Below are 23,998 nucleotides of genomic sequence, written 5' to 3' on the forward strand. Positions count from 1 at the left end.
GTCACATTCCTCGTCGTGGAGCGGGCGCGCCCTCACTGGGGCTCGCTCCCAGGCCTGCCGCGACTTCCCGCAGATACGGGTTGGCCGCGCGCTCGCGCCCGATGGTGGTCTGGGGACCGTGGCCGGACAGCACCACGGTCGAGTCGTCGAGCGGCAGGCACACACGGGCCAGCGACTCGAGGATCTCGGCGTGGGAGCCGCCGGGCAGGTCGGTGCGTCCGATGGAGCCGGCGAAGAGCAGATCGCCCGAGAAGAAGACGGACGGGACGTCCGCCGCCTCGGGCATCTGGAAGGTCACCGACCCCTTGGTATGCCCGGGCGCGTGCGCCACCGAGAACTCCATCCCGGCCAGCTTCAGACGGCTGCCGTCGGTCAGCTCGCGGACGTCGTCCGGCTCCCCCACGGTCAGCTCGCCCATGAGGGGCATCCCGATGGAGCGGCCGAGGGCCTTCTCCGGGTCGCTCATCATGTAGCGGTCCTCGGGGTGGATCCAGGCCGGTACGTCGTGTGCTCCGCACACCGGGACCACCGAGGCCACATGATCGATGTGGCCGTGGGTGAGGACGACCGCGACGGGCTTGAGCCGATGCTTCTTCAGCGTCTCCTCGACACCCTGGGTGGCCTGGTGGCCCGGGTCGATGATGACGCACTCCTCACCGGCGGCGGGGGCGACCAGATAGCAATTGGTCCCCCAGGCCCCGGCGGGGAACCCGGCAATCAGCACGTTCGTCCTCAATCGTCGTCCGGCGGGAGGCAGCGGATGGGAATCTGCTGCTCAGAGCCTACCGGCGCGGCTCATTACACAGCGAACCCATATACGGTACGGCCTAGCCCAGCCCGGACAGCGGTACCAGAGACGCACAAGGAGACGACCGGTGGTCACGAGCGATCAGCGTCGGCGACAGCTCGCCAGGGAGAAGTACGAGCGCCAGCAGAAGCGCCGGATGGAAGCCCGCCGCAAGTCGCGGCAGCGCTTGGCGGTGATCGGTGCGGCGGCGGCCGTGGTGATCGCCACTCTGGTCGGCCTCGTCGCCGGTGGCGTCTTCGACACCAAGGACAAGACGAACGAACCGGCCGCGGACTCCCCGTCCCCTTCGGCCACGCCCAAGCAGTCGCCGCCCGCGATGGCGATCGACGACAAGGCGAAGTACACCTTCGACCTGAAGACCAGTGCCGGTGAGATCAAGTTCGAGATGGACGCGGCGAAGACCCCGCAGACCGTGAACTCGTTCAAGTCGCTGGCCGACAAGGGCTTCTTCGACAACATGAAGTGCCACCGCCTGGTGACGGCCGGGATCTTCGTGCTCCAGTGCGGTGACCCTGAGGGAACCGGCTCGGGCGGCCCCGGCTACAACATCCCGGACGAGAACCTCGACGCCCTGGGCAAGCCGAACGAGCAGGGCCAGGTGATCTACCCGGCCGGCACGGTGGCCATGGCGAATACCGGCCAGCCCGGCAGCGGCGGCAGCCAGTTCTTCCTCGTCTACAAGGACAGCCCGCTGGCTCCCACGTACACGCCCTTCGGCAAGATCGACGCGGCCGGGATGAAGGTCCTGGAGGACGTCGCCAAGGCCGGGACGGCCGACGGAGCCCCGGACGGCGCCCCGAAGACCCCCGTGACCATCGAGAAGGGCGCCGTCACCAAGAACTGACGGAGCACGGCGGCCCTCCCCGGCCGGCCCGCCCCCGTAAGTCGATATTGCGTCGTGCGGGATGCGGACAGCCGGCCCGGAGGTCGCCTATGTTGGCGTTGTGCAGGGCGGGCGCTGCCCGCCCCAGGAAACTGTGGACGATGCCCGGGGGTGAACCCCTCGCGGGCATCAGGTGGAGGAGGCGCTGTGAGCAGCGACCCGTGGGGCCGAGTCGACGAGACCGGCACCGTGTACGTGCGTACTTCCGAGGGCGAGCAGGTCGTCGGCTCGTGGCAGGCGGGCACCCCCGAGGAGGCCCTGGCCTACTTCGAGCGCAAGTACGAGGGCTTGGTGGTCGAGATCGGCCTCCTCGAACGGCGGGTGCGGACCACCGACCTGTCCGCCAAGGACGCCCACGCGGCGATCGAGCACCTGCGCAAGCAGGTGGACGAGCACCACGCCGTGGGTGACCTCGAAGCGCTGCGCGTACGGCTCGACAAGCTGGTGTCGACCGTCGACTCGCGGCGCGAGGAGCGCAAGGTCCAGAAGGCCAAGCAGGCGGACGAGGCCCGCACGGCCAAGGACGCGCTGGTCGCCGAGGCCGAGCAGCTGGCGCAGAGCGAGCAGTGGCGCAGCGCGGGCGAGCGGCTGCGCGCCCTGGTGGACATCTGGAAGGGCCTGCCCCGGCTCGACCGCAAGTCGGACGACGAGCTGTGGCACCGCTTCTCCCACGCCCGGTCCGCTTTCTCCAAGCGCCGCAAGGCGCACTTCGCCGCGCTGGACGCGCAGCGCGAGGACGCCCGCAAGGCGAAGGAGAAGCTGGTCGCGGAGGCCGAGGCGCTGTCGAAGTCGACGGACTGGGGTCCGACGGCGGCCCGGTACCGCGAGCTGATGGACAGCTGGAAGGCGGCCGGCCGGGCGCAGCGCGAGTCGGAGGACGACCTGTGGAACCGCTTCCGCGGTGCGCAGGACGTGTTCTTCGCGGCGCGCGGCGAGGTCTTCGCGGAGCGCGACGCCGAGCAGGTCGAGAACTTGAAGGTCAAGGAGGAGCTGGCCACCGAGGCGGAGAAGCTCGTCCCGGTGACCGACCTGAAGGCGGCCCGTGCCGCGCTCCGGTCCCTCAACGAGCGCTGGGAGGCCGTCGGCCACGTGCCGCGGGACGCCCGTCCCAAGGTCGAGGGCCGGATGCACGCCGTGGAGCGGGCGATCCAGGAGGCCGAGGAGGGCGAGTGGCGCCGTTCGAACCCGGAGGCGCGGGCGCGCGCGGCCGGTCTCACGGGGCAGCTGCAGGCGGCCGTCGACAAGCTGCGTGAGCAGATCGACGCGGCGCGCGCGGCGGGGAACAACGCGAAGGCCGACAAGCTGGCCCGGGAACTGGAGGGCCGCCAGGCCCTGCTGGACCAGGCGCTGAAGGGCCTGGAGGAGTTCGGCGGCTGATCTTTGCGCCTGAAGCGGCGCCGCACTCGCGGAGGTGGTTGCCCGCCGTGGGGGTTGCTCAATCGATGGCTGAGGTGCCAAGCGCGAGGGCCCCGGTGCGGAAGATCCGTACCGGGGCCCTTCGCTGTGCCGAGTTACCGGCTGCGGGCCGAGGTCACGCGGTAGACGTCGTAGACGCCCTCCACGCCCCGTACGGCCTTCAGGACGTGTCCCAGGTGCTTCGGGTCGCCCATCTCGAAGGTGAACCGCGAGGTGGCCACCCGGTCGCGCGAGGTCTGCACGGCGGCGGAGAGGATGTTCACGTGCTGGTCCGACAGGACCCGGGTGACGTCCGACAGCAGCCGGGACCGGTCCAGCGCCTCCACCTGGATGGCGACCAGGAAGACGGAGGACTGGGTCGGCGCCCACTCCACCTCCAGCATCCGCTCGGGCTGCTGGGAGAGGGAGTCGACGTTGACGCAGTCCGCGCGGTGAACCGATACGCCGCTGCCGCGCGTGACGAAGCCGATGATCGGGTCGCCCGGCACCGGGGTGCAGCAGCGGGCCAGCTTGACCCACACGTCGTCGACGCCCTTGACGACCACGCCGGGGTCGGCGCTGCCCCGTCGCTTGCTGCGCCCGCGCGCCGGCGGGATGCTCTCCTCCAGGTCCTCGTTGGCCGCGTCCTCGCCGCCGAGGGCCTGCACCAGCTTCTGTACGACGCCCTGCGCGGCCACGTGGCCCTCGCCGATCGCCGCGTACAGGGAGGAGATGTCGGGGTAGCGCATCTCGTGCGCGAGGGTGACGAGGGAGTCGCCCGTCAGGATGCGCTGGATCGGCAGGTTCTGCTTGCGCATGGCCCGCGCGATGGCATCCTTGCCGTGCTCGATGGCCTCGTCGCGGCGCTCCTTGGAGAACCAGCCGCGGATCTTGTTGCGGGCCCGTGGGGACTTGACGAAGCCGAGCCAGTCGCGGGACGGGCCCGCCCCCTCGGCCTTGGAGGTGAAGACCTCGACCAGGTCACCGTTGTCGAGGGCCGATTCGAGCGGTACGAGCCGCCCGTTGACCCGCGCGCCGATCGTGCGGTGGCCGACCTCGGTGTGGACCGCGTACGCGAAGTCCACGGGCGTCGCGCCGGCGGGCAGCGCGATGACGTCGCCCTTGGGCGTGAAGACGAAGACCTCGTTGCGGGAGAGGTCGAAGCGCAGGGAGTCCAGGAACTCGCCCGGGTCCTCCGTCTCCTTCTGCCAGTCCAGCAACTGGCGCAGCCAGGCCATGTCGTTGACCGTGTCCTGGCCGGCGGTGCCCTTGGCGGCGTGCGGGACGTCGGTGCGGACCTTGGAGGTGCCGGCGACGGTCTGCTGCTTGTACTTCCAGTGCGCGGCGATGCCGTACTCGGCGCGGCGGTGCATGTCGAAGGTGCGGATCTGGAGCTCGACCGGCTTGCCGCTGGGCCCGATGACCGTCGTGTGCAGCGACTGGTACATGTTGAACTTGGGCATCGCGATGTAGTCCTTGAACCGGCCGGGGACCGGGTTCCAGCGCGCGTGCACCGTGCCGAGGGCGGCGTAGCAGTCCCGGACCGTGTCGACGAGGACGCGGATGCCGACCAGGTCGTAGATCTCCGCGAAGTCACGGCCTCGGACGATCATCTTCTGGTAGACGCTGTAGTAGTGCTTCGGGCGGCCCGTGACGGTGGCCTTGATGCGGGCCGCTCTCAGGTCCGCCTGCACCTCGTCGGTGACGATCGCGAGGTATTCGTCGCGCTTGGGCGCCCGCTCGGCGACCAGGCGGACGATCTCGTCGTACATCTTGGGGTAGAGGATCGCGAAGGCGAGGTCCTCCAGCTCCCACTTGATCGTGTTCATGCCGAGGCGGTGGGCCAGTGGCGCGTAGATCTCGAGGGTCTCGCGGGCCTTCTTCTCCTGCTTCTCCCGCTTGAGGTAGCGCATGGTGCGCATGTTGTGCAGGCGGTCGGCGAGCTTGATGACCAGGACGCGCGGGTCCTTGGCCATCGCCACGACCATCTTGCGCACGGTCTCGGACTCGGCGGCCTCGCCGAACTTGACCCGGTCGAGCTTGGTGACCCCGTCGACGAGGAGGGCGACGGCGTCGCCGAAGTCGCGGCGCAGCTGCTCAAGTCCGTACTCGGTGTCCTCGACGGTGTCGTGCAGCAGGCCCGCCATGAGGGTGGCCGGGTCCATCCCGAGCTCGGCGAGGATCGTCGTCACCGCGAGCGGGTGGGTGATGTACGGGTCGCCGCTCTTGCGCTTCTGGCCGCGGTGCCAGCGTTCGGCGACCTGGTACGCCTGCTCGATCTGGCGCAGCGTCGCCGTCTCGATCTTCGGGTCGTTGCTGCGGACTATGCGGAGAAGGGGTTCCAGTACCGGGTTGTACGGGGTGGAACGCTGGCCGCCGAGGCGCGCGAGCCGGGCGCGGACACGGTTGGAGGACCCGGCCGACTTCGCGGGAGCGGGCTTGACCGGCGGGGTCGGCTGGGGCGTGGCGGCGGCCGCCGCGGCCGACTCGGCCTGCGGGTCGGGCTGCGCGGCGGGCAGGGGCTGGACCTCGTCTGGCAAGAGCGCTCCTCCTGGGGGTCCCCCGGGCGGAGTCCGGGGGAGGATCCGGGGCCCCGGTCAGGTCCGGATAACCCATGGTAGCGAGGGTTGCGTCACCCTGTTCCCCCACACCTGCCCAGGTCTGCGCCGGCCCTGCCGCACGCGGAAGCGGCGGGCCCGGGAAGTCCCGGAACCCGCCGCTTCGGCACTACGGGGTCAGACCACGATCAGCGCGTCCAGCGGGGCCCCCGCGAGCGCGGCGGTCAGCCTTGCCCTGCCCGGGAGGAAGCCCAGTTCCATCAGGACGGCCACCCCTGCGACCTCGGCCCCGGCCCGCCGGATCAGCTCCAGCGACGCCTCGGCGGTACCGCCGGTGGCCAGGACGTCGTCGATGACCATGACCTTGTCACCGGCCGACAGGTCCTCGGCGTGGACCTCGATCTCCGCCGTGCCGTACTCCAGCGCGTAGGACTGCGCGAGCGTCGCGCCCGGCAGCTTCCCGGCCTTGCGTACGGGCACGAACCCGATGCCCGCCCGCACGGCGACCGGAGCCGCCAGGATGAACCCGCGCGCCTCCAGTCCGACGATCTTCGTCGCGCCGTAGCGGCAGGCCAGGTCCACCAGCGCCTCCGTCAGTGCCGTGAAGGCCTTCGGGTCGGCGAGCAGCGGGGTGATGTCCTTGAACATCACGCCCGGCACCGGGTAGTCCGGGACGTCCTTGATCCGGCTCAGCAGCAGTTCGCGGACCTCGGGCGTACAGGCGGTGGTCACCGGCGCCGCCTCCCCGGACCGGCCGGGGCCACGTCCTGCGGGGCGTCGTCGGACACGTGGTCCTCGTCCCCGTCGGCCGCCTCGCCCTTCGCCGCCGCGGCCGCCCGCTTCGCGAGCACCCGCTTGCGCAGCGCCTTCATCGCCGGCTCGCGCTCCTTCAGGTCCACGACCAGCGGGGTCGCGATGAAGATCGAGGAGTACGCACCGGCCGCGAGGCCGACGAACAGCGACAGCGAGATGTCGTTGAGCATGCCCGCGCCCAGGAAGCCGCCGCCGATGAACAGCAGGGCACCGACCGGGAGCAGCGCCACGACCGTGGTGTTGATCGAGCGGACCAGCGTGCCGTTGATGCTGCGGTTGGCGATCTCGCTGAAGGTGTAGCGGGTCTGCTTCGTGATGTCCTTCGAGCCCTCCTTGAGACCGTCGAAGACGACGACGGTGTCGTAGAGGGAGTAACCGAGGATCGTGAGCAGACCGATCACCGTGCCCGGCGTGACCTCGAAGCCCACCAGCGCGTAGATGCCGACGGTGATGGTGAGGTCGTGGATCAGGGCGATCAGCGCGGCGACGGCCATCCGCCACTCGAAGGCGATGGCGAGGTAGATCACCACGAGGACCATGAAGATGCCGAGGCCGGTCCAGGCCTTGTTCGCGATCTGCTCGCCCCAGCTGGGGCCGACCAGGTCCGCGTTGATGTCGGCCTCGGTGACCTTGAGGTCGGTGGCCAGCTGCTTCTTCACGTCGGCCGCGGAGTCGGTGTCCAGACCGGAGATCTGGATGCGCAGGCCGCCGGTGCCGAGCTCCTGGACGATCGCGTCGTGGCCCGAGACCTTCTCCGCGTCCTCCGTCGCCTGGGCGACGGAGACGGCCGTCTTCGGGGTGGTGAAGACGGCACCGCCCTTGAACTCGATGCCCATGTTGAGGCCCTGAACCGCCAGGGCCACGATCGCCGTGATGGTGATCAGGATGGAAACGCCGTACCAGAGAAAGCGCTTGCCGACGAAGTCGTAGCCGACCTCACCGCGGTACAGCCTGGCGCCGAGATCTCCCAGCTTCGACATCTCTCACGCCTCCTTTGCGTCGACGGGGGCGGGAACCGGGGCGCTGCGGCGGGACCGGCGCAGCGGCGGCTTGGCGCCGAGCCGCTGGGGGTCCAGCCCGGACCACGGGTGACCGCTGGAGAAGAACTTCGTACGCGCCATCAGCGTCATGATCGGCTTGGTGAAGAGGAACACCACGACCACGTCGAGCAGGGTGGTCAGACCCAGCGTGAAGGCGAAGCCCTGGACCTTTCCGACGGTGACGATGAAGAGCACCGCGGCGGCGAGGAACGACACGAAGTCGGAGACCAGGATCGTGCGCCGGGCACGCGGCCAGGCGCGCTCGACGGCCGGACGCAGGGTGCGGCCCTCGCGGATCTCGTCCCGGATGCGTTCGAAGTACACGATGAACGAGTCCGCCGTGATGCCGATCGCCACGATCGCGCCGCAGACGGCGGGCAGGTTCAGCGCGAAGCCGATGCCCTTTCCGAGCAGCGCCATGATCGTGTAGGTCAGGACCGCGGAGACCAGGAGGCTGACGATGGCGATGAAGGCCAGACCGCGGTAGTACACCAGCAGGTAGATCACGACGAGGACGAGGCCGATGGCGCCGGCGATCAGACCGGCCTTCAGCTGCTCACCTCCGAGCGCGGCGGTGACGGTGGTGACGCTGTCCTCGCTGAAGGAGAGCGGCAGGGCGCCGTAGGAGAGCATGTTGCCCAGGTCCTGCGCGGACTGCTGGGTGAACCCGCCGGAGATCTCCGCGTTGCCGCCGGTGAGCGCCTGGCTGACGGACGGGTCGGAGATGACCTCGCCGTCGAGCACGATCGCGAACTGGTTCTGCGGGGACTGCTTCGTCGACAGCTCACCGGTGATCTTGGCGAACTTGTCGGCGCCCGTGTCGGTGAACTGCATCGTGACGATCCAGATACCGCGCTGCGGGTCGATGATGCCCTTGGCGTCCTTCACGTCCTGGCCGTTGACCTGGGCCGGGCCGAGGACCCACTTGCCCCAGGCGTCGCCGCGCTGGCCGCAGGCGAGGATCGGGTCCTCGGGCTTGACGTTCTGGCCGACGGCGGCGCGCTGCGCCTCGTCGGTGCAGTCCAGCGCGGCGAACCGGGCCTGGAGGTCCGCGACGGCGGCGTCGGGGCCCGACGGGACCGGAGTCGGGGTCGGGCTCGGGGTCGGAGCCTTGTTGTCGTCTGCCTTCTTCGACTCGCTCGCCGAGGGCGAGGGAGTGGGGGCGGCCGGGGCCTTGAGGGCCTCGCTGAGCACGCGGCCCTGGGAAGTGGCGCTGGACGACGGAGTGGCCGAAGCGGAGGGCTTGGTGCTGCCTTCCGCCTTCGGGGGGCTGGAACCGCCCGCGGAGGGGCTCGGGGAGGTGCTCGGGGTCGCCTCGGGGGCGATCGGGGCGCCGTCGGCGAAGGCCAGCACGGGGCGGAAGAACAGCTGGGCGGTGGTACCGACCTGCTCGCGCGCCTGCTGCTCGTTCGTCCCCTTGGGGATGTTCACGATGATGTGGTCGCGGCCCTGAGTCTGGACCTCGGATTCCGAGACGCCGAGACCGTTGACGCGGCGTTCGATGATGCCGACCGCCGTGTTCATGTTGGTCTCGTTGATCGCGTCCGGCTTGCCGGGTTCGCTCTTGGCCTTGAGCGTGATGCTCGTACCGCCCGCGAGGTCGATGCCCAGGCGGGGGGTCGTCTGCTTCGTGAGGAACATCCCCGCGGTGAGCGCCACCATCGCGATCAGGATGATGGCCAGGGCGCGCCCCGGCCTCCCCTGAGCCCCCGTGGGCCGCCGGCCCTTCTTCGGTGCTGCCACCTTGTCGTTTCTCCCTGTCCAACCGTCCCGCGCCGGGTCAGCGCGGGGACGGCCACGAAATGTGTGGTGGGGACCCCTGCCCCCCGCAGAAGTTCACTGGCGGGGACCGCGGCGGCCGCCGGTCAGGCGCCACCGCGGTCCGTGGCCGAGCGCTACTTCGCGCCGGCCTCGCCGTCGGTCTTGCCGTCCTTCGGCTCGTCGCCCTTGGGCTCGTCGCTCTTGCCCAGGTCGAGCTTGGGAGCCTCGTCCTCGGTGGACGCGTCCTTCGACAGGTCCGCCTTCGGGGCCTCGGCCGGGGTCTCGGCCGAGGTCTCGATCAGCGACGAGGCGTCGTCCGGGACGACCGGCGTGTCGTCGGCCGGCTCATCGGTGATGCCGTGGACGATGCGGTTGTACTCCTCGTCGTCGAGGACGGCACCGATGGAGTTCTTGGCGAAGATCGCGTGGACGCCGGGAGCCACCTCGAGGGTGACCGTGTCCTCACCGAGCTCCTTCACCGTGGCGTACATGCCGCCGATGGTGCGGACGCCGGTGCCGGGCGTCATGTTGTTGCGCATCTGGGCAGCAGCCTGCTGCTTCTTCTTGGCGGAACGGGTCATCAGGAACATCGCCCCGATGAGCACGATGAACGGGAGGAGTGTCACGAGATTCACGGGACGGAGATCCTTCGCACGACCGCACGGGAGACGGCCTTCTTCTACGGGGGGTGGGCACGCCGACCTGAAGGGTCGGCATCGGCGGAGTCTAGGCGAGTCCGCACGGATGGAACAACGCCCAGCATGGCACCGCAGTTCCTGACCGGTCGAACCTCCGCGCCGTCAGGCCCTGAACAAGCCCTGTTGTCCACTTGATCCACTGGCTGGACCGCCGACGCCCTGCTGGGGCGGTACGAGCCCCAGATGGGCCCATGCGGCGGGCGTCGCGACCCGCCCGCGCGGCGTACGGGCCAGCAGTCCCTCCCGGACCAGGAACGGCTCGGCCACCTCCTCCACCGTCTCCCGCTCCTCGCCGACGGCCACGGCGAGGGTGGACAGCCCGACGGGGCCGCCGCCGAACAGCTTGAGCAGGGCCTCCAGCACGGCCCGGTCCAGCCGGTCGAGCCCGCGCGCGTCCACCTCGTAGACCTGGAGGGCGCTGCGGGCCACCTCGCGGTTGACCGTCCCGTCGCCCCTGACCTGGGCGTAGTCCCGGACGCGACGCAGCAGGCGGTTCGCGATGCGCGGGGTGCCGCGGGAGCGCCCGGCGATCTCGGCGGCTCCGGCGGTGTCGATCTCCACGTCGAGGAGGCGTGCGGAGCGGTGGATGACGCGCTCCAGCTCCTCGGGGACGTAGAACTCCATGTGGCCGGTGAAGCCGAAGCGGTCCCGCAGCGGCGGGGGCAGCAGGCCGGCGCGGGTGGTGGCGCCGACGAGGGTGAAGGGCGGCAGCTCCAGCGGGATGGCGGTGGCCCCGGGGCCCTTGCCGACGATCACGTCGACGCGGAAGTCCTCCATGGCCATGTAGAGCATCTCCTCGGCGGGCCGGGACATGCGGTGGATCTCGTCGAGGAAGAGGACCTCCCCCTCCTGGAGGGAGGAGAGGATCGCGGCGAGATCGCCGGCGTGCTGGATGGCGGGGCCGGAGGTGATCCGGATGGGGGCGCCCATCTCGGCGGCGATGATCATGGACAGGGTGGTCTTGCCGAGGCCGGGCGCGCCGGACAGCAGGACGTGGTCGGCGGTGGCGCCGCGCTGGCGGGCCGCCTTGAGGACGAGATCCAGCTGCTGGCGGACCTTCTCCTGGCCGACGAATTCGCCGAGGTCCTTCGGTCGCAGCGCCGCCTCGACGGCGGTGTCCTCCCCGTCTGCCGCGGGCGCGACCAGCCGGTCCGGCTCGGGGGTGGCGGTCTCGTCGTCCCAGTTCACGATGTCGGTCTGCCTTCTCGGTTCGTGCGGTGGTCTGTCGTGTCCCGCCTGCGGCCCGCCGTCCTGGGCTCTGCCCAGACCCGCGCCTCAAACGCCGGCGGGGCTGAAATTGGCTGATGCGGTCCGCCCCTGAGGTCCGGGGCGGAGCCCCGGCAAATCAGCCTCGCCAGGGGGTATCCCCAGACGGAGTCGTGGGGGGGTTTGAGGCGCGGGGTCTGGGGCGGAGCCCCAGCAGCGGCGCCGCTGGTACACGGTCAGCGGGACCGGTTCAGGGACTGGAGGGCGGCCCGCAGCAGCTGCGGAACGGGGGCGGAACCGCCGGAGGCGATGGCCGCCTCGGCCTGCGGCGTGACGGCCGCCACCGCGTCCTCCGCCTCGCGCGACGCGTAGCCGAGGCCGATCAGCGCCGCCTGGAGCTGTTCCGTCCACGGGGCGGGACCCGGCGCGGCGGCCCGCTGGGCCCCCACCAGGCCACTGGAACCCACCGGGGCACCCAGCTTGTCCTTCAGGTCCAGCAGGAGCTTCTGCGCGCCCTTCTTGCCGATGCCCGGCACCGCCATCAGCGACTTCTCGTCACCGGTGGAGACGGCCAGCCGCAGCGCGTCCGGGCTGTGCACGCCGAGCATGGCCTGCGCCAGCCTCGGCCCGACCCCGCTCGCGGTCTGGAGCAGCTCGAAGACCTGCCGTTCGTCGTCGTCCGCGAAGCCGTACAGGGTCAGCGAGTCCTCCCGTACGACCAGCGAGGTCGCCAGCCGGACCGGCTCGCCGGTCCGCAGGCCGGCGATGGTGTTCGGCGTGCAGTGCACGGCCATGCCCACGCCCCCGACCTCGATGACGGCCAGGGTGGGGGCGAGCGCGGCGACTGGGCCGCTGACGAAGGCGATCATCGGGTACGGCCTTTCGAGGCGTGCAGGGCGACCGCCCGCTGGAGGCGGTTCTGGGCGGGGGCCCGCCAGATGTGGCAGATGGCGAGGGCGAGGGCGTCGGCGGCGTCGGCGGGCTTGGGCGGCTCGGCCAGCCGCAGCAGCCGGGTGACCATCGCGCCGACCTGGGCCTTGTCGGCCCGGCCGCTGCCGGTGACGGCGGCCTTGACCTCGCTCGGGGTGTGCAGGGCGACCGGTATGCCGCGCCGGGCGGCGCACAGCATGGCTACGGCGCTCGCCTGGGCGGTGCCCATGACGGTGCTGACGTTGTGCTGGCTGAACACCCGTTCCACGGCGACGACTTCGGGCCGGTGGGCATCGAGCCATTCCTCGATGCCCTGCTCGATGGCGACGAGCCGGTGACCCAACTCGGCGTCCGAGGGCGTCCGTACGACCCCCACCGCGATCATGGTCAGGGGGCGGCCGGCGACACCCTCGACCACACCGACACCACACCGCGTCAACCCCGGGTCCACACCGAGTACCCGCACACGCCCACCCCCCTGCCCTCGATCGCCTGTGCGTGCAGGCTATCCGGCCCCACTGACAAAGCGACGGGCCGACAGGGTGTGTCCCGTCGGCCCGTCCAAAGCGGCAACCGTCAATTGAGCAACCCCGACGGCGAGCAACCACCTCCGCGAGAGCGGCCGGGGGCACCTCCCAGCGGTAGCTGGGGGAGGTTCAGCCGCAGAGGGGGGCAGTTGACGCCTTTTAGGCGTCGACCTTCTCCATGACCTCGTCCGAGACGTCGAAGTTGGCGAAGACGTTCTGGACGTCGTCGCTGTCCTCCAGCGCGTCGATGAGCTTGAAGATCTTGCGCGCGCCCTCTTCGTCCAGCTCGACCTGCATGGTCGGAACGAAGTTGGAGTCGGCCGAGTCGTAGTCGATACCGGCCTGCTGGAGGGCGGTACGGACCGCCACCATGTCGGTGGCCTCGCTGATGATCTCGAAGCTGTCACCGAGGTCGTTGACCTCTTCGGCACCGGCCTCGAGCACCGTCTCCAGGACGTCGTCCTCGGAGAGTTCACCCTTGGGCAGTACGACGACGCCCTTGCGGTTGAACAGGTACGAGACCGAGCCCGGGTCGGCCATCGAACCACCGTTGCGGGTCATGGCGACGCGGACGTCGGAGGCGGCGCGGTTGCGGTTGTCGGTGAGGCACTCGATGAGCACCGCGACACCGTTCGGACCGTAGCCCTCGTACATGATCGTCTCGTAGTCGGCGCCGCCGGCCTCAAGACCCGCTCCGCGCTTGAGCGCGGAGTCGATGTTCTTGTTGGGGACCGACTGCTTCTTGGCCTTCTGGACGGCGTCGAACAGCGTCGGGTTGCCGTCCAGGTCGGCGCCACCGGTACGGGCCGCGACCTCGATGTTCTTGATCAGCTTCGCGAAGAGCTTGCCGCGCTTGGCATCGATCACGGCCTTCTTGTGCTTCGTCGTAGCCCATTTAGAGTGGCCGGACATCCGCCTGTCTCCTTCGCGTAACCAACAGTGTTCGCCAACGATCCTACCGGGACCGCGTCACAGCCCCGCGCGCACCATGTCGACGAAGTACGCGTGGACGCGATCGTCGCCGGTCAGTTCGGGGTGGAACGAGGTGGCAAGAACGTTTCCCTGCCGCACGGCCACGGTGTGGCCGTCGTAGGTGGCGAGTACGTCGGCGCCCGCGCCGACCGACTCGACCCACGGGGCGCGGATGAAAACGCCTTCGACGGGGCCGTCGGCTATGCCCGCGAACTCGACCTTCGCCTCGAAGGACTCGTTCTGCCGGCCGAAGGCGTTGCGGCGCACGATCATGTCGATCCCGCCGAGCGTCTCCTGGTCCTCGCGGCCGTCCAGCAGCTTGTCGGCGAGCATGATCATGCCGGCGCAGGTGCCGTAGACCGGCATGCCGGCCCGCACGCGCTCGCGCAGTGGCTCCAGCATGCCGAACAGGACGGCGAGCTTCGACATGGTCGTGGACTCGCCGCCGGGGATCACCAGGGCGTCGACCTCGGCGAGCTCCTCGGGACGCCGGACCGGCCTGGCCACGGCGTCCGCCGCGGCCAGGGCGATCAGGTGCTCCCGTACGTCGCCCTGGAGGGCGAGTACCCCGATGACGGGGTTCACGGGGGTGTTCGTCATGACGGGACTACCAGCCGCGGTTGGCGTAGCGCTCGGACTCGGGGAGGGTGTCGCAGTTGATGCCGACCATGGCCTCGCCCAGGTTGCGGGAGGCGTCCGCGATGATCTTCGGGTCGTCGTAGAAGGTGGTGGCCTTCACGATGGCGGCGGCGCGCTTGGCCGGGTCGCCCGACTTGAAGATGCCGGAGCCGACGAAGACGCCCTCGGCGCCGAGCTGGCGCATCAGGGCGGCGTCGGCCGGGGTGGCGACGCCACCGGCGGAGAAGAGCACGACCGGGAGCTTGCCGAGCTCGGCGACTTCCTTGACGAGCTCGTACGGCGCGCGCAGTTCCTTGGCGGCGGCGAACAGCTCGTTGTTGTCGTAGCCGCGCAGGCGGGCGATCTCGTTCTTGATCTGGCGCAGGTGGCGGACGGCCTCGACGACGTTGCCGGTGCCGGCCTCGCCCTTGGAGCGGATCATGGCCGCGCCCTCGGCGATGCGGCGCAGGGCCTCGCCCAGGTTGGTGGCGCCACAGACGAAGGGGGTGGTGAACGCCCACTTGTCGGAGTGGTTGACCTCGTCGGCCGGGGTCAGGACCTCGGACTCGTCGATGTAGTCGACGCCGAGGGACTGCAGGACCTGGGCCTCGACGAAGTGGCCGATGCGGGACTTGGCCATGACCGGGATCGAGACCGCGTCGATGATCTCTTCGATCATGTTCGGGTCGGACATGCGGGCGACTCCGCCGTCCTTGCGGATGTCGGCGGGGACCCGCTCCAGGGCCATGACGGCCACGGCGCCGGCGTCCTCGGCGATCTTCGCCTGCTCGGCGTTGACCACGTCCATGATCACGCCGCCCTTGAGCTGCTCGGCCATGCCGCGCTTGACGCGGGAGGTGCCGATCGCCGACTCGGCGGACTGGGGGGAGGTGGGAAGCGTGCTCACGGGGTGACCTCACTCGAAGGAAGACGGGCGCTACGTGTTGCTCAGCCGAGCAAACCTCCCCGGACCAGTCCACTGCAAGGGCCAATAAGGAGCCGGTGGCTCCTTTCAAGTTGGCCACTGGGTACAACTACGGACGGGCGGCCAGGTCGGCGGGGGGCTCGTCGTCCATCTCGAAGGCGAGCGGGAACGCCGCGTGGCCGGCCAGCCTGAACCAGCGGACCTTGCGGTGCCTGCGCAGCGCGCGGGCCGCCCGCACGGAGTCGTTGAGGAACCGCCGCGCCATCGGGACCCGGCGCACCGCCGCCGCCAGGTCCTCGGCGGCCTCCACGCCGCCCGGAGCGGCCTTCAGCACCTCGACCTGGTCGACGTCGGCGAACACCGCGCGCAGCGCCTGGCTGAGCTCGCTCTCCGCGACCTCGCGGTGTTCCTCCCGGGCCTGCCGGGCGGCGTGCGCGGCCTGGTACAGCACGAGCGAGGAGGCGGGGTCGAGGGCCCCGGAGGTGGCGACCTCCAGCACCACCGAGGCCCGCCGCACGAGCTGCGCGTCGAGGGCGGCGCGGGCGGCGTCCATCCGCGTGTGCAGCCGGTCCAGGCGGCCGGCGGTCCAGCTGAGGTAGACGCCGACGACGCCGAGCGCCACGGCGATCCACACAAGGTTTTCGATCACGGGCGGCGACACTACCCTTCCCCGCCTGCCCCCGGCTCCTCCGTCAGGAGGACGAGCTGTCGCGCGAGAAGCCGAGGCGGGTGCGGAGCGGGACGCGTTCGTCGGTGGCCACAGCGGCCGCTCCGGCGGTGACGGTCTCGTAGACGGAGAGGATGTCCGCGCCGACCGTCGACCAGTCGAAGCGGCGTACGTGCGCGGAGCCGCGGGCGCTCAGTTCCGCGCGCCGCGCCGGGTCACCGAGCAGCGAGATCGCCTTGGTCGCGAGGGAGTCGGGGTCCTCGTTCACGAACAGCTCCCCCGCGCCGCCGTGGTCCAGGACCTGGGCGAAGGCGTCGAGGTCGGAGGCCAGCACCGCCGCGCCCGCGGACAGGGCCTCGACCAGGATGATCCCGAAGCTCTCGCCGCCGGTGTTGGGGGCGACGTAGACGTCCACGCTGCGCAGCAGGCGGGCCTTGTCCTCGTCGGAGACCATGCCGAGGAACTCCACGCGCGAGCGCAGTGCGGCGGGGAGCGGGGCCACCGCCTCCTCCTCGTCACCGCGGCCGGCCACGAGCAGGCGTACGTCCGGGCAGGCTTCGACGATCTTGGGGAAGGCCGCCATCAGCACCGGCAGGCCCTTGCGCGGTTCGTCGATGCGGCCGACGAAACCGAGGGTCTGGCCGCCCCAGCCGGCCTTCGGCTCGGCCTTGGCGAAGAAGTCCACGTCGACCCCGTTCGGGATGACCACCGCGTCCCCGCCCAGGTGTTCCACCAGCGTGCGCCGGGCGTACTCGCTCACCGCGATGCGCGCGCTGATCTTCTCCAGCGCCGGCTGGAGGATCGGGTACGCGGCGATCATGGCGCGTGAGCGCGGGTTCGAGGTGTGGAACGTCGCCACGATCGGGCCCTGGGCCGCCCAGCAGGACAGCAGCCCCAGCGAGGGCGAGGCCGGCTCGTGGATGTGGATCACGTCGAAGACCCCGTCGTGCAGCCACCTGCGCACCCGCGCCGCCGACAGGAAGCCGAAGTTCAGCCGGGCGACCGATCCGTTGTACGGCACCGGCACCGCCCGTCCCGCCGAGACCACGTAGGGCGGCAGCGGGGTCTCGTCGTCCGCCGGGGCCAGGACCGACACCTCGTGGCCGCGGCGGATCAAGTGTTCCGCCAGGTCACGGATGTGGAACTGGACTCCGCCCGGTACGTCCCACGAGTACGGGCACACGATGCCGATCTTCACTACGGGCGCTCCTCCAGGTCATCGATCCACAAGCGCTGCAACATGTGCCAGTCCTCCGGGTGCTCGGCGATCCCCGCGGCGAAGACGTCCGCGACCGCCTGCGTCATGGCGGCGGTCTTCTCGATCCGGGTCCCGGTCTTCGGCACTTCCACCTCGGAGTGGATCTGGCCGTACATCTGCGGCGAGTCCCCGTAGTACAGGGTCGCGGGGAGCAGCACCGCGCCCGTCTGCTGCGCCAGCAGCGCCGGCCCGGCCGGCATCCGCGCGGTCGCACCGAAGAAGTCCACTTCGACGCCGGAGGCCGAGAGGTCCCGGTCCGCGACCAGACAGACCATGCCACCGGAGCGCAGCCGGCGCGCGAGGGTCCCGAAGGCGGAGCCGCCGCTGTGCGGCAGCACCTCCATGCCCAGGCTCTCCCGGTAGGCCACGAACCGGTCGTAGAGGGTCTCGGGCTTGAGCCGCTCGGCGACCGTGGTGAACGGAACGCCGATGTGGCCGGTGGCCCAGGCCCCGGCCAGGTCCCAGTTGGCCAGGTGCGGCAGGGCGACGATGACTCCGCGCCCGGAGGCGAGGGCCTCGCGCAGGATGTGGTCGTCCTTCATCTCGACGTCCGTGCTGAACCGCTTCCGGTCCATGGCCGGCAGCCGGAAGGATTCCATCCAGTACCGCATGTAGGAGCGCATACCCGCGTGGGACAGCTCCAGCAGCCGCTCCGGCGTCGCGTCCGGCACGACGCGCGCCAGATTGGACTCCAGCCGCAGGACGCTCTTGCCGCGCCGCTTCCAGGCCACGTCGGCGATCTTGCGGCCCAGTGCCACGGCCGCCGGTTCCGGAAGTTTCTTCACACCGGCCCAGCCGAGCCCGTAGAGCCCGTCGACCAGCTTGTCCTGTGCCTTGCCCATCAGGCAGCTCCCCCCTCGGCGGCGGCAGCGGCCGCGTCGGCCTCGGCCGCCTCACGGCGTACGGTGACCACCCGCTGGATCAGCGTGACGAGCGAGCCCGCCGCCACCACCCACAGCGCGATCGGCAGCAGCACCCCGATCCACGAGGGCACCCCGAAGGTCTCCAGACCCGACAGACCGGCCGCGACGAGCGTGATCACCAGCCGCTCGGCGCGCTCGACGAGCCCGTTGACGGCGACCGGCAGCCCGATCGATTCGCCGCGGGCCTTGGTGTACGAGACCACCTGGCCGCTGGCCAGGCAGAAGATCGCCACCGCGCACAGCGCGTTGTCGTTCCCGGAGCCCGCGTACCAGAGCGCGAGCCCACCGAAGATCCCCGCGTCCGCCACCCGGTCGAGCGTGGAGTCGAGGAACGCGCCCCACCGGCTGGAGACGCCGGCCTGGCGGGCCATGTTCCCGTCCACCAGGTCGGAGAACACGAAGAGGGTGATGGTGATCGTGCCCCAGAAGAACTCGCCCCGGGGGAAGAAGACCAGCGCTCCCGCCACCACTCCGGCGGTGCCGATGAGGGTGACCGCGTCCGGGCTCACCCCCCGACGGAGGAGAAATGCGGCGAACGGCGTGAGAACACGCGTGAAGAATGCACGCGCGTACTTGTTCAGCATGGCCTTCCCGGAGGGTCGCTGGGCCGCACGGCCACCACGGCCACCGGCTGGCCCATCGTAGCCAGCGCCCAAGGCGCGAATCGCCGCGCATCCACCGGTGCGCTCCGGGCAATCCCGCCACCGGCTCCGCCGCACGCCGCGGACCTTCACGGCATGGACCCGGCGTACGACGTATGGACGCGGTGTGACGCCGGTGCAAAGCTCGAAGAACCACGATCACCCTCCTCACCGCGACACCAGGAGGCACGAGCGTCATGGGAGCCACATCACACCAAGCCGGGGCCGCCGGCAGGGCACTGACGGCCGACCGCCCCGCTTCCGTACGGAACGTCGTGCTGGTCGGCCACAGCGGCGCCGGCAAGACCACCCTCGTCGAGGCCCTGGCCCTGACCGCGGGGGCCGTCAACAGGGCCGGCCGGGTCGAGGACGGCACCTCCGTCTCCGACTACGACGAGATCGAGCACCGCCGCCAGCGCTCCATCCAGCTGTCCCTGGTACCCGTCGAATGGGCCGGAATCAAGGTCAACATCCTGGACACCCCCGGATACGCCGACTTCGTCGGAGAACTCAGGGCCGGTCTGCGCGCCGCGGACGCGGCCCTCTTCGTCGTCTCGGCCGCGGACGGCGGCGAGGGCCTCTCCGGTGCCACCCGCATGGTCTGGGACGAGTGCGAGGCCGTCGGCATGCCCCGGGCCATCGTCATCACCCATTTGGAGGCAGCCCGCTCCGACTACGCCCGGATGACCACCGTCTGCGGCGAGACCTTCGGAGCCGACGACCCCGACGCCGTCCTCCCGCTCTACCTGCCCCTGTACGGGCCCGCCGGACCCGACGGGCACTCCCCCGTCGCCGGACTCCTCGGCCTGCTCTCACGGCGCGTCTACGACTACACCTCGGGCGAGCGCGTCGAGCGCGACCCGGACCCCGCCGAACTCGCCCTCATCGACAGCGCCCGCTCCCGCCTCATCGAGGGGATCATCGCCGAGAGCGAGGACGAGAGCCTCATGGACCGCTACCTCGGCGGCGAGGAAATCGACCTCAAGACCCTCGTCGACGACCTGGAGCGGGCCGTCGCCCGCGGCACCTTCCACCCCGTCCTGATGGCCGCCCCCGCCGCCGACGGCGCCCGCCAGGGCCTCGGCACCGCGGAACTCCTCGAACTGATCACCGGCGGCTTCCCCACCCCCCTGGAACGCGCCCCCGTCGCCCTCACCGCCCCCGACGGCTCCCCCCGCCCCGCCGCCACCTGCGATCCCGACGGCCCCCTCGTCGCCGAAGTCGTCAAAACCTCCTCCGACCCCTACGTCGGCCGCGTCTCCCTCGTCCGCGTCTTCTCCGGCACCCTGCATCCCGAGGAAACGGTCCACGTCAGCGGACACGGCCTCGCCGACCGGGGCCACGAGGACCACGATGTCGACGAACGCGTCGGCGCCCTCACCTCCCCCTTCGGCAAACAGCAGCGCACCCTGGACCAGTGCATCGCCGGCGACCTCGCCTGCGTCGCCAAACTCGGCCGCGCCGAGACCGGCGACACCCTCTCCGCCAAGGACACCCCGCTCCTCATGGAGCCCTGGAGCATGCCCGAGCCGCTGCTGCCCCTCGCCATCGAGGCCCACAGCAAGGCCGACGAGGACAAGCTCTCCCAGGGCCTGGCCCGCCTCGTCGCCGAGGACCCCACCATGCGGCTGGAACAGAACCAGCACACCCGCCAGCTCGTCCTGTGGTGCCTCGGCGAAGCCCACCAGGAGGTCGCCCTGGAGCGGCTGCGCACCCGCTACGGAGTCCAGGTCGACCCCGTCCCCCACAAGGTGAGCCTGCGCGAGACCTTCGGAGCCACGGCCGCCGGCCGCGGCCGGCACGTCAAGCAGTCGGGCGGCCACGGCCAGTACGCCATCTGCGAGATCGACGTCGAACCGCTCCCGTCCGGCAGCGGCATCGAGTTCGTCGACAAGGTCGTCGGCGGCGCGGTGCCCCGCCAGTTCATCCCGTCCGTGGAGAAGGGCGTACGCGCCCAGGCCGCCCGCGGCGTCGCCGCCGGATATCCGCTGGTCGACGTACGCATCACCCTGCGCGACGGCAAGGCGCACTCGGTGGACTCCTCCGACGCCGCCTTCCAGACCGCCGGCGCCCTCGCCCTGCGCGAAGCCGCCGCCGACAGCCCCATCCACCTCCTGGAACCCGTCGCGGAACTCGACGTCCTGGTACCCGACGAGTACGTCGGCCCGGTCATGAGCGATCTCGCCGGCCGCCGGGGCCGCGTCATCGGCACCGAACAGGCCGGCGCCGCCCGGACCCGGGTGCGCGCCGAGATCCCCGAGATCGAGATCAGCCGCTACGCCGTGGAGCTGCGCTCCGTGTCGCACGGCACGGGCAGCTTCACCCGTACGTACGTCCGGCACGAGCCCATGCCGCCCCATCTCGCGGACAAGGTGCGCGAACAGGCGGAGAAGGGAAACCAATTGACATAGCACGCCCGTGACCGCCCACCCAACCCGCTTGCGGTGGGCGGTATTTCCCTGTCCCATGACCACAGGGCGAAGTGCACCGATAGGCTCTTCGGCGCGACAAATAACACGGCAGGGCATGACACCGCCCGGCGGAACACGGTAGTAGCGCGACAGAACAGCACAGCACAGCACAGCAAAAGCACAGTGGCACGGCGATGGGGGCAGCGGTGGCGGACGACGGTTTCGACTTCAGGCCCGGAGCGCAGATTCCTCTCCAGGGGGGCGGCGGCCAGACCGCGGCGACCAACGCACTCGCCTCCGCCGCGTACCGGGAAGGCGGCAAGGACACCAAGCTGTCCTCCATACTCGAGGCCAACAGCGAGCACCACCCGGCCTCGGTCAAGGCCCCCAAGATCGCGCTCTTCGAGCCCAACCTCGGCGAGGCCTTCTGTCGCGCCGTCGAGGCCCGTACCCTCGGCGCCGCCCGCAAGCCCCTCATCCAGTCCTTCGGCGCCGACCCCCAGACCGTCGTGGAGCACTGCCTGGCCGCCTCCCGCATCCGCAAGGAACGCGACCGCAAGCTGCGCCTGATCATGCTGTGCTGCGGCGTGCTGTTCCTGCCCGGCCTGCTGCTGTGGCTGGGGCTGTTCCAGCTCCGCAAGATGCTCGCCAAGAGCGAGACCAAGGGCAGTTCCTGGATCGGCACCGCCCTCCTCGTCGCCGTGGCCGCGGTCGCGGCGCTGCTGCTCTACCGGGTGGTCAACCGGAATGCCGACAGCGGCATGCTGGAGCTCTACCTGCTCGCCTCGATCATCGCCCCGGTCCTCGGCTGGTACCTGGCCCGCCGGATCTGCGAAACCACCGCCGCCGACATGCGCTCCCGCTGGGACGGCCTGCTCGGAGGCGGCGGCGGAGTCGCCGCCAAGATCCCCGAAGCGGTGCCCGGCAACCCGGACGAGAAGGCCCGCGAGGACCTGCGCCACCAGCTCGCCAAGCTGACGGCCGAGGACCGCAGCAACTCCGTCTTCTACGCCGGCACCAAGGGCATCCTCGGGATGGGCACCCGCTGGGGCAGCTGGCAGATGGCCGAGGAACTGACCCCCAGGACCGAGGGCGCGGAGATCCACCCCTTCCGCAGCTGGGACGTCATACGCGCGATCGACACCCAGTTGCGCAAGCTGGAGCGCGGCCCCCTGCACACCGGCGGCTTCCCGGCCGCCTCCATCCAGCACTGGATCGTCACCCCGATCGGCGAGGGCGCCGCCGAGGTCGCCCGCCCCACCGGCGAGAACATCGACACCTTCGTGATCAAGCCGCACGAGATCACCCGGATCTGCAACGAGCAGCAGTTCAGCGCGGGCAACCGGCACTACCTGGGCATCCAGTACCCGCTCTGGGACGGCCAGCTCGTCATCACGATGCTGGTCACCGTCACCGTGCTCTACAAGACCCTGCGCGTGGACGTCACCGCCCACGCCCTCGGCCCGGTGGCCGGCCTGTTCACCACCAAGTCCAAGCCACCGACGGTCGAGGTCCCCAAGTCCATACGCTTCTGGGAGACCGTGGAGCGCCCGCTGCCCCTGGTGGACGCCAGCGAGGTCGTACGCCTGGCCGTGCGCGCCCCGCTGACCTGGTACCCGCCGCTCCTGGACTACTTCGGCGGCAAACTGGTCCTGCCCGAGCCCTTCGGCCTGCGCCACGTCTGGGCGGGCCCGATGTGGCGCCACCGCTTCATGGCGGACGACGCCCTGCGCACGGTGGCCCCGGTCCTGCGGTCGGTGCACGAAGCGGCCTTCAAGGTGCTGGAGGAGAACGGCGTGGACACCGAGCGTTTCACCAACCGCTCCTCGATCATGAGCGGCCTCATCCAGGAGCCGGCCCCGCGCAAGGCCGACGTCTACGACGCGTAGGTACGCTGAAGTGATCCCGGATCCCGGAGGAGGAGCCATGACGGAGCGCAAACCGCCTGGTGTCAGCTTCGAGTCCTTCGTGGACCGCCAGATCAGGGAGGCCGCCGACCGCGGGGACTTCGAGAACCTGCCCGGCTACGGCAAGCCGCTGGACTCCCTCGACGCACCCTACGACGAGCTGTGGTGGATCAAGGGGAAGCTGCACCGCGAGGGATTCGCCGTACTGCCTCCGGCGCTCGCGCTGCGCAAGGAGGCCGAGGACGCGCTGGTGGCCGTCCGGGAGGCCCGCTCCGAGCGTCAGGTGCGGGCCGTCCTCACGGAGATCAACGACAAGATCCGCGCGGCACTGCGCATGCCGCCGCCCGGCCCGCCCCTCAATCTGACGGAGTTCGACGTCGAGGACGTGGTTCGGACCTGGCGCGAGAGCCGCCCGTCCTAGTCAGTCGACGGGCCAGGCGTCGGCGAGCATCTGCCGCGTGTCCGCGAGGAGTTGGGGCAGGATCCGGGTGTGCCCGACGATCGGCATGAAGTTCGTGTCCCCGCCCCAGCGGGGCACGACGTGCTGGTGCAGGTGCGCGGCGATACCGGCGCCGGCGGCGCTGCCCTGGTTCATGCCGATGTTGAAACCGTGCGCCCCGGACGCCTTGCGCAGCGCGACCATGGCCCGCTTGGTGAGGTCCGCGAGCTCGGCCGTCTCCAGGCTGTCCAGCTCCGTGTAGTCGGCGACGTGCCGGTACGGGACGACCATCAGGTGGCCGCCGTTGTAGGGGTAGAGGTTCAGCACGGCGTAGACGTGCTTGCCCCGCGCCACGACCAGGCCGTCCTGGTCGGACATCTCCGGAATCCCGCAGAAGGGACAGCCGTCCCCGGCCTCCGGGCCGGTCGGCTTGTTCTCCCCCTGGATGTAGGCCATCCGGTGGGGCGTCCACAGACGCTGGAACGCGTCCTGCGTGCCCACACCGATCTGCTGCTCCGGCTCAGTCGTCATGTGATGCAGCATATGACCTCGCCTGCGCGGACGAGGAAGGCCCCCGGAAAGTGATCACTTTCCGGGGGCCGAGCCCCGCGGGCGCGG

The 23,998-nt window shown here is 70.6% G+C and carries 22 protein-coding genes; 5 read left to right on the forward strand and 17 right to left on the reverse strand.

Going from position 1 to position 23,998, the window contains the following annotated elements; genetic code table 11:
• Window position 1: 1 nt before the first annotated feature.
• Window positions 2–724, reverse strand: a complete 723-nt coding sequence (locus ACWDYJ_RS10675) for an MBL fold metallo-hydrolase (protein WP_451565148.1) — start codon at window positions 722–724, stop codon at window positions 2–4.
• A gap of 151 nt (window positions 725–875) precedes the next feature.
• Here ACWDYJ_RS10675 and ACWDYJ_RS10680 point away from each other — a divergent pair, with 151 nt between their 5' ends.
• Both ACWDYJ_RS10680 and ACWDYJ_RS10685 read left to right on the forward strand, forming a co-directional pair.
• On the forward strand, window positions 876–1,652 hold the full coding sequence (locus ACWDYJ_RS10680; protein ID WP_451565149.1) for a peptidylprolyl isomerase: 777 nt from the start codon (window positions 876–878) through the stop codon (window positions 1,650–1,652).
• 186 nt (window positions 1,653–1,838) lie between these two features.
• Window positions 1,839–3,068, forward strand: a complete 1,230-nt coding sequence (locus ACWDYJ_RS10685; protein ID WP_451565150.1) for a DUF349 domain-containing protein — start codon at window positions 1,839–1,841, stop codon at window positions 3,066–3,068.
• A gap of 134 nt (window positions 3,069–3,202) precedes the next feature.
• Here the strand turns inward: ACWDYJ_RS10685 and ACWDYJ_RS10690 are convergent, their stop codons facing one another.
• From ACWDYJ_RS10690 to pgsA, 15 genes are all read right to left on the reverse strand, one after another.
• On the reverse strand, window positions 3,203–5,626 hold the full coding sequence (locus ACWDYJ_RS10690; protein ID WP_451565151.1) for a RelA/SpoT family protein: 2,424 nt from the start codon (window positions 5,624–5,626) through the stop codon (window positions 3,203–3,205).
• A gap of 195 nt (window positions 5,627–5,821) precedes the next feature.
• Complete coding sequence (locus ACWDYJ_RS10695; protein ID WP_451565152.1) at window positions 5,822–6,376, reverse strand: adenine phosphoribosyltransferase; 555 nt, start codon at window positions 6,374–6,376, stop codon at window positions 5,822–5,824.
• Window positions 6,373–7,437 carry a protein translocase subunit SecF gene (gene secF / locus ACWDYJ_RS10700; RefSeq protein WP_451565153.1) on the reverse strand — a complete coding sequence of 355 codons (1,065 nt, stop codon included), beginning with the start codon at window positions 7,435–7,437 and terminating at the stop codon, window positions 6,373–6,375. The genes ACWDYJ_RS10695 and secF overlap by 4 nt, the downstream gene beginning before the upstream one ends.
• A gap of 3 nt (window positions 7,438–7,440) precedes the next feature.
• The gene (gene secD, locus ACWDYJ_RS10705; RefSeq protein WP_451565154.1) at window positions 7,441–9,240 is read right to left on the reverse strand and encodes a protein translocase subunit SecD; all 1,800 of its coding nucleotides are present in this window, start codon (window positions 9,238–9,240) and stop codon (window positions 7,441–7,443) included.
• 152 nt (window positions 9,241–9,392) lie between these two features.
• Complete coding sequence (gene yajC / locus ACWDYJ_RS10710; RefSeq protein WP_451565155.1) at window positions 9,393–9,893, reverse strand: preprotein translocase subunit YajC; 501 nt, start codon at window positions 9,891–9,893, stop codon at window positions 9,393–9,395.
• A gap of 165 nt (window positions 9,894–10,058) precedes the next feature.
• Complete coding sequence (gene ruvB / locus ACWDYJ_RS10715) at window positions 10,059–11,144, reverse strand: Holliday junction branch migration DNA helicase RuvB (protein ID WP_451565156.1); 1,086 nt, start codon at window positions 11,142–11,144, stop codon at window positions 10,059–10,061.
• A gap of 254 nt (window positions 11,145–11,398) precedes the next feature.
• Window positions 11,399–12,031: a Holliday junction branch migration protein RuvA gene (gene ruvA, locus ACWDYJ_RS10720; RefSeq protein ID WP_451565157.1), complete on the reverse strand. Its 633-nt coding sequence runs from the start codon at window positions 12,029–12,031 to the stop codon at window positions 11,399–11,401.
• Window positions 12,028–12,558 carry a crossover junction endodeoxyribonuclease RuvC gene (gene ruvC / locus ACWDYJ_RS10725; RefSeq protein ID WP_451565158.1) on the reverse strand — a complete coding sequence of 177 codons (531 nt, stop codon included), beginning with the start codon at window positions 12,556–12,558 and terminating at the stop codon, window positions 12,028–12,030. Before ruvC ends, ruvA begins: the two co-directional genes overlap by 4 nt.
• 220 nt (window positions 12,559–12,778) lie before the next feature.
• Window positions 12,779–13,531 (reverse strand): YebC/PmpR family DNA-binding transcriptional regulator, encoded by a 753-nt coding sequence (locus tag ACWDYJ_RS10730; RefSeq protein WP_451565159.1) that lies wholly within the window; start codon window positions 13,529–13,531, stop codon window positions 12,779–12,781.
• 57 nt (window positions 13,532–13,588) lie between these two features.
• A complete protein-coding gene (gene pdxT, locus ACWDYJ_RS10735) occupies window positions 13,589–14,191 on the reverse strand; it encodes a pyridoxal 5'-phosphate synthase glutaminase subunit PdxT (protein ID WP_451565160.1) in 603 nt (200 codons plus the stop codon).
• Window positions 14,192–14,198: 7 nt separating this feature from the next.
• Window positions 14,199–15,116, reverse strand: a complete 918-nt coding sequence (gene pdxS / locus ACWDYJ_RS10740) for a pyridoxal 5'-phosphate synthase lyase subunit PdxS (RefSeq protein WP_451565161.1) — start codon at window positions 15,114–15,116, stop codon at window positions 14,199–14,201.
• Between the two features lie 127 nt (window positions 15,117–15,243).
• Window positions 15,244–15,783, reverse strand: coding sequence for a hypothetical protein (locus ACWDYJ_RS10745; RefSeq protein WP_451565162.1), 540 nt, complete (start codon window positions 15,781–15,783; stop codon window positions 15,244–15,246).
• A 43-nt stretch (window positions 15,784–15,826) separates the two neighbouring features.
• On the reverse strand, window positions 15,827–16,999 hold the full coding sequence (locus ACWDYJ_RS10750; RefSeq protein ID WP_451565163.1) for a glycosyltransferase family 4 protein: 1,173 nt from the start codon (window positions 16,997–16,999) through the stop codon (window positions 15,827–15,829).
• Window positions 16,999–17,901, reverse strand: a complete 903-nt coding sequence (locus tag ACWDYJ_RS10755) for a phosphatidylinositol mannoside acyltransferase (protein ID WP_451565164.1) — start codon at window positions 17,899–17,901, stop codon at window positions 16,999–17,001. Before ACWDYJ_RS10755 ends, ACWDYJ_RS10750 begins: the two co-directional genes overlap by 1 nt.
• Complete coding sequence (gene pgsA / locus ACWDYJ_RS10760) at window positions 17,901–18,566, reverse strand: phosphatidylinositol phosphate synthase (protein ID WP_451565165.1); 666 nt, start codon at window positions 18,564–18,566, stop codon at window positions 17,901–17,903. Before pgsA ends, ACWDYJ_RS10755 begins: the two co-directional genes overlap by 1 nt.
• Window positions 18,567–18,820: 254 nt before the next feature.
• On the opposite strand from pgsA, the gene ACWDYJ_RS10765 reads away from it, so the two are divergent.
• The 3 genes from ACWDYJ_RS10765 (at window position 18,821) to ACWDYJ_RS10775 (ending at window position 23,362) form a co-directional block, all read left to right on the forward strand.
• Window positions 18,821–21,034 carry an elongation factor G-like protein EF-G2 gene (locus tag ACWDYJ_RS10765; protein WP_451565166.1) on the forward strand — a complete coding sequence of 738 codons (2,214 nt, stop codon included), beginning with the start codon at window positions 18,821–18,823 and terminating at the stop codon, window positions 21,032–21,034.
• 194 nt (window positions 21,035–21,228) lie between these two features.
• Entirely contained in the window at window positions 21,229–22,923 is a 1,695-nt protein-coding gene (locus tag ACWDYJ_RS10770; RefSeq protein ID WP_451565167.1) for a hypothetical protein, read from the forward strand.
• 37 nt (window positions 22,924–22,960) lie between these two features.
• Entirely contained in the window at window positions 22,961–23,362 is a 402-nt protein-coding gene (locus ACWDYJ_RS10775; RefSeq protein WP_451565168.1) for a DnaJ family domain-containing protein, read from the forward strand.
• Here ACWDYJ_RS10775 and ACWDYJ_RS10780 read toward each other — a convergent pair whose 3' ends face one another.
• The gene (locus tag ACWDYJ_RS10780; protein ID WP_451565169.1) at window positions 23,363–23,923 is read right to left on the reverse strand and encodes an HIT family protein; all 561 of its coding nucleotides are present in this window, start codon (window positions 23,921–23,923) and stop codon (window positions 23,363–23,365) included.
• Window positions 23,924–23,998 lie beyond the last annotated feature (75 nt).

Source organism: Streptomyces sp. NPDC003042 (genome assembly GCF_053591315.1).

Coding starts and splice junctions, on each gene's coding strand:
- ACWDYJ_RS10780 (WP_451565169.1), bottom strand. CDS start 23,923: ATGCTGCATCACATGACGACTGAGCCGGAGCAGCAGATCGGTGTGGGC.
- ACWDYJ_RS10755 (WP_451565164.1), bottom strand. CDS start 17,901: ATGGGCAAGGCACAGGACAAGCTGGTCGACGGGCTCTACGGGCTCGGC.
- pdxT (WP_451565160.1), bottom strand. CDS start 14,191: ATGACGAACACCCCCGTGAACCCCGTCATCGGGGTACTCGCCCTCCAG.
- ruvA (WP_451565157.1), bottom strand. CDS start 12,031: ATGATCGCCTTCGTCAGCGGCCCAGTCGCCGCGCTCGCCCCCACCCTG.
- ACWDYJ_RS10730 (WP_451565159.1), bottom strand. CDS start 13,531: ATGTCCGGCCACTCTAAATGGGCTACGACGAAGCACAAGAAGGCCGTG.
- pgsA (WP_451565165.1), bottom strand. CDS start 18,566: ATGCTGAACAAGTACGCGCGTGCATTCTTCACGCGTGTTCTCACGCCG.
- ACWDYJ_RS10770 (WP_451565167.1), top strand. CDS start 21,229: ATGGGGGCAGCGGTGGCGGACGACGGTTTCGACTTCAGGCCCGGAGCG.
- secF (WP_451565153.1), bottom strand. CDS start 7,437: ATGTCGAAGCTGGGAGATCTCGGCGCCAGGCTGTACCGCGGTGAGGTC.
- ACWDYJ_RS10775 (WP_451565168.1), top strand. CDS start 22,961: ATGACGGAGCGCAAACCGCCTGGTGTCAGCTTCGAGTCCTTCGTGGAC.
- ACWDYJ_RS10765 (WP_451565166.1), top strand. CDS start 18,821: ATGGGAGCCACATCACACCAAGCCGGGGCCGCCGGCAGGGCACTGACG.